This window comes from Roseateles sp. GW821-FHT09B06 (genome assembly GCF_059418245.1).
Map to the genome: position 1 here is coordinate 1 of NZ_JBWKPM010000056.1, position 4,274 is coordinate 4,274.

The following is a 4,274-nucleotide window of genomic DNA, read 5'->3' on the forward strand; positions in this document are numbered from 1 at the left end:
TGATCGCCCGTCTCGGGCAGTGCCCCTGCTGCGGCCGGGCAAGCGAAAGACTCAATTTGTGACACAGTAAGACTAGCAAGCCCTGAAAAAACGACGGCGCGGCGCCCCGGCGGACCCGTTGGAGGGATGCCGGCGCCGCGCGGCTGGGGCATGATGGCGGCATCCCGACTCGCAGCGAGCCCCCGCGCCCTCTCCACCATGGCATCGATCGAACGTCTTGAAGCCCACCGCACCGAGGTCGGTGGCCTGCCCATCGCCCGCGCCCTGCCGGTGGCCCAGCGCCGCACCGTCGGCGCCTGGTGCTTCCTGGACCATGCCGGCCCGGCCCGCCAGCCGCTGGGTCAGGGCATGCGAGTGGCGCCGCATCCCCATACCGGCCTGCAGACCTTCAGCTGGATGATGGAAGGCGAGGTGCTGCACCGCGACAGCCTGGGCACCGTGCAGCGGCTGCTGCCCGGCCAGGTCAACCTGATGACGGCCGGCAGCGGCATCTGCCACTCCGAGGAGGCGCAGACCGAGGAGATGCACCTGGCCCAGCTGTGGATCGCACTGCCCAACCACCGGCGCTCCGGACCGGCCGCCTTCGAACACCATGCGGAACTGCCGCGCTTCGAGCGCGGCGGTTTCGCGGCCACGCTGCTGGTGGGCGAGCACGCGGGCCGGGTAGCGCCGACCCGGGTCTACTCGCCGCTGCTGGGGCTGGACCTGCTCTGCGAGGGCCCGTCCTCCGCCGCCGAACTGGAGCTGCGCGCCGACTTCGAACATGGGCTGATGGTCACCGAGGGCGAGCTGCTGCTGGAGGGCGAAGACGGCCAAGCCGAGGCGCTGACGCCCGGCGGCCTGCTCTACCTGGCGCCGGGTCCGACGCGCGTCACCCTGCGCGCCCAGGGGCGCGCCCGCGCCCTGCTGCTGGGCGGCGCGCCGCTGGCGGAGGAGGAGAAGCCGCTGCTGTGGTGGAACTTCGTCGGCCGCACGCCGGACGAGATCAGGCAGTTCGCGGCCGACTGGAACGCCGGCCAGGGCGATTTCGGCGCCGTGACCGGCTTCGACGGCGAGCGCCTGCTGGCGCCGCCGGTGCCGCAGCTGCGCGCCCGCTGAACGGCACGGGGCTGTTCACCCAGCGGAGCCCGAGGATCCGGCTCCGCCGGTCCGACGGGCTCGCCAAGGCCAGAGGCCTTGGCCCTCGGCAGGCACAAACAGTCCGCAGGACTGTCTGTGTCCGGCCTCGGCCCCCTTGAGGGGGCCGGCGCAGCCGGTAGGGGGTGGGTTCGGCCTAAGCGAAGCGCCCGGTCTGGAAGTCGCGCACCGCCTGCATCAGCTCGGCCTGCGTGTTCATCACGAAGGGACCGTACTGCGCGATCGGCTCGCCCAGCGGCTTGCCGGCCACCAGGATGGCGCGGGTCGGCTCCTCGCCGGCCACCAGGCGCACGCCGTCGCTGCCGGGCTGGTTGGCCAGGATGGCCATGCGCTGCTGCGGCACCAGGCAGCCGGTGTCGAAACGCAAACCGCCGCGATAGACATAGACGAAGGCGTTGTGCTTGTCGGACAGCCGCTGCTCGAAGGTCGCGCCCGGCTCCAGATGCAGGTCCAGGTACAGCGGCTCGGTGTGCTCGCGCTGCACCGCGCCCTTGACGCCATGGCTCTCACCGGCGATCACGCGCACCTTCACGCCCTCCCGCTCGAACTCGGGAATCTCGGCGCTCGGGATGTCGCGGTACCAGGGCTCGCGCATCTTGTCCTTGCCGGGCAGGTTCAACCAGAGCTGGAAGCCTTCCATGCGGCCCTCTTCCTGCTCGGGCAGTTCGCTGTGGATCACGCCGCGGCCGGCGGTCATCCATTGCACGCCACCGTTGCCCAGCAGGCCTTCGTGGCCGGCCGAGTCGCGATGCCGCATGCGGCCTTCCAGCATATAGGTGATGGTCTCGAAGCCGCGGTGCGGATGGTCGGGGAAGCCGGCGATGTAATCGTCGGCCGAGTCCGAACCGAAGGCGTCGAGCATCAGGAAGGGGTCCAGGCGGCGCTGCAGGGTGTTGGTCAGCACGCGCGTCAACTTGACGCCGGCGCCATCGCTGGTCGCCTGGCCGGCGACCAGGCGCTCCACCGCGCGCGGCTGGCTCAGCAACCGCGAAGACTGGGTGGTGGTGCTCATGGTCGTTGCTCCTTCTTTCTATGGGCTTGCGATCAGACCGCGACCGTGCCGAACAGCTCGGCGATCTGCTGGCGCGCGCCGGCCACGCCGGCGGCTTCCGCGTCCGGGCCCATGCCCAGACCTTCGGCGTAGACGAACTGCACGTCGGTCATGCCCAGGAAGCCCAGCAGGGTGCGCAGGTAGGAGGTGATGCCGTCGGTCGGCTGGCCGCGGTGCATGCCACCGGTGGCGACGACCACATAGACCTTCTTGCCCTTGACCAGGCCTTCGGGGCCGTTGGCGGTGTAGGTGAAGGTGGTGCCGGCACGGGCCACGGCGTCGATCCAGTTCTTCAGCTGCGAGGGCACGCCGAAGTTGATCATCGGCGTGGCGATCACGATCGCGTCATGGGCCTGCAGCTCGGAGATCAGCGCATCGTTGGCGGCCACGCGCTCGGCCTGCGCCGCGCTGCGCTTGTCGGCCGGGGTGAACAGCGCGCCCAGCGCGGCCTCGTCCATCGCGGGATGCGGGTTCAGGCCCAGTTCGCGCACCGTGACCTTGGCGCCGGCATTCTTCTGGGTCAGCGCGGCGACCAGCTCGGTGGCCAGACGGGTGGAGAAAGAGCCTTGGCCGTCCTGGACACGACGGGCGCTGGAGTTGAGTTGCAGAACGTTCATGGTGAGATCTCCGTTGAGGGGGTTGGGTCGTCGCGGTGACGATGTAGAGACTGTATTGGCGGCATCCGCGCGACAGAAGCCATCAGACTGGATAAGATCGTTCCACCAACGGAACAATCAACGCCATGAGCCTGGATGCCGACGATCTGCTGCTGTTCTCCCGCGTGATGGAGGTCGGCTCCTTCAGCCGCGCGGCCGAGCGCATGCAATTGCCCAAGTCGACGCTGTCGCGCCGCCTGTCGGCGCTGGAAGAGCGCCTGGGCGAGAAGCTGCTGCAGCGCAGCACCCGGCGCCTGACCCTGACCGAGTTCGGCGAGGGCGTGCTGGAACATGCGCGCGCGGTGGCGGCCGAGGTGGACGGCGCGCTGGCCCTGGCCCTGCACCGCCAGCAGCGCCCCACCGGGCGGCTGCGCGTCTCGATGCCGCACGACATCGCCAGCGCGGCGCTGGCGCCGATGATCAGCCGCTTCGCGCTGGACTATCCGGAGGTGCAGCTGGAGATCGACCTGTCGCCGCGCCGCGTCGACCTGATCGCCGAGGGCTTCGATCTGGCGCTGCGCATGGGCGATCTGCCCGAGGACAGCCAGCTGGCCGCACGCCGCATGGCCCTGTTCACCAGCGGCCTCTATGCCGCGCCGTCCTACCTGGCGCGCGACGGCGTGCCGCAGCTGCCCGAGGGCCTGGCCAGCATGCATGGGCTGATGATCCTGGCCCGCAACGGCGAGGCCATGCCCTGGCAGCTGTTCCGCGGCGAGGGCGCGGCGCGCCAGGACTGGCGCGGCGTGCCGGAGAAGCGCAGCCTGGTCAATGCGCCCGAGCTGCTGCTGCAACTGGCCTGCGCCGGCGTCGGCATCACCGTGGTGGCCGAGCATTTCGCGCGCAGTTACGAAGCGCGCGGCGAACTGGTGCGCGTGCTGCCCGGCTGGTGCCTGGAGCCGGTGGCCTGCTGGGCCGTGTTTCCCGAGCGGCGCCTGATGCCCTTGCGCAGCCGCCTGTTCATGGAGGCGGTGGCGGCCCAGCTGTCCAACTGCCCGGGACAGTAGGCAGGCGTCGGCGCGCTACTCGGCGCGGAAGCCCACCTCGACCGTGGCGCTGCGCGCCTTCGCGATGGGCGCGAAGCGCCAGCGGTTCACCGCGTCCAGCACGCCGCGCACCAGGCGCTGGTTGCTGGCCCTGATTGACTCGGACTCGGCCACCGAGCCGTCGGGCCGCACCGTGAAGCGCACCAGCACCGAGCCGCTGCGGTCCTGCAGCAGCTTGCGCGGGAACTCCGGCTCGACGCGCTCGACCAGGGTCAGCGGTTCCTCGGCCGGCTCGGCCGGCGGCGGCTCGACGGCCCTGACCGCCTGGGCCGTGGGCAGCAGCGTGGCCGCGCTGGGCGCCGCGCTGGCCAGCAGCTCGGGCGTCGATGCCGGAGCCGCCGCCGCGGGCATGGCGGCGGCCATGGCGGGTTCGGCGGCGGGCTCCGC

At 71.1% G+C, this 4,274-nt stretch carries 5 protein-coding genes; 2 read left to right on the forward strand and 3 right to left on the reverse strand.

Annotated features, from left to right (window positions below; genetic code table 11):
• Window positions 1–198: 198 nt before the first annotated feature.
• The gene (locus AC07OQ_RS24345; RefSeq protein WP_495055720.1) at window positions 199–1,098 is read left to right on the forward strand and encodes a pirin family protein; all 900 of its coding nucleotides are present in this window, start codon (window positions 199–201) and stop codon (window positions 1,096–1,098) included.
• 175 nt (window positions 1,099–1,273) lie between these two features.
• Here the strand turns inward: AC07OQ_RS24345 and AC07OQ_RS24350 are convergent, their stop codons facing one another.
• Together AC07OQ_RS24350 and AC07OQ_RS24355 are read right to left on the reverse strand one after the other, a co-directional pair.
• Entirely contained in the window at window positions 1,274–2,149 is an 876-nt protein-coding gene (locus AC07OQ_RS24350; RefSeq protein ID WP_495055721.1) for a pirin family protein, read from the reverse strand.
• A 32-nt stretch (window positions 2,150–2,181) separates the two neighbouring features.
• The gene (locus tag AC07OQ_RS24355) at window positions 2,182–2,805 is read right to left on the reverse strand and encodes an FMN-dependent NADH-azoreductase (protein WP_495055722.1); all 624 of its coding nucleotides are present in this window, start codon (window positions 2,803–2,805) and stop codon (window positions 2,182–2,184) included.
• Between the two features lie 125 nt (window positions 2,806–2,930).
• Here AC07OQ_RS24355 and AC07OQ_RS24360 point away from each other — a divergent pair, with 125 nt between their 5' ends.
• Window positions 2,931–3,848: a LysR family transcriptional regulator gene (locus tag AC07OQ_RS24360; RefSeq protein WP_495055723.1), complete on the forward strand. Its 918-nt coding sequence runs from the start codon at window positions 2,931–2,933 to the stop codon at window positions 3,846–3,848.
• Window positions 3,849–3,863: 15 nt separating this feature from the next.
• Here the strand turns inward: AC07OQ_RS24360 and AC07OQ_RS24365 are convergent.
• Window positions 3,864–4,274 (reverse strand): TonB family protein (locus tag AC07OQ_RS24365; RefSeq protein WP_495055724.1); only part of this gene is annotated, 411 nt, incomplete at its 5' end.

Excerpts from the sequence above, each read along its gene's own strand:
- AC07OQ_RS24360 (WP_495055723.1), top strand. The coding sequence starts at position 2,931 with ATGAGCCTGGATGCCGACGATCTGCTGCTGTTCTCCCGCGTGATGGAG.
- AC07OQ_RS24345 (WP_495055720.1), top strand. The coding sequence starts at position 199 with ATGGCATCGATCGAACGTCTTGAAGCCCACCGCACCGAGGTCGGTGGC.
- AC07OQ_RS24350 (WP_495055721.1), bottom strand. The coding sequence starts at position 2,149 with ATGAGCACCACCACCCAGTCTTCGCGGTTGCTGAGCCAGCCGCGCGCG.
- AC07OQ_RS24355 (WP_495055722.1), bottom strand. The coding sequence starts at position 2,805 with ATGAACGTTCTGCAACTCAACTCCAGCGCCCGTCGTGTCCAGGACGGC.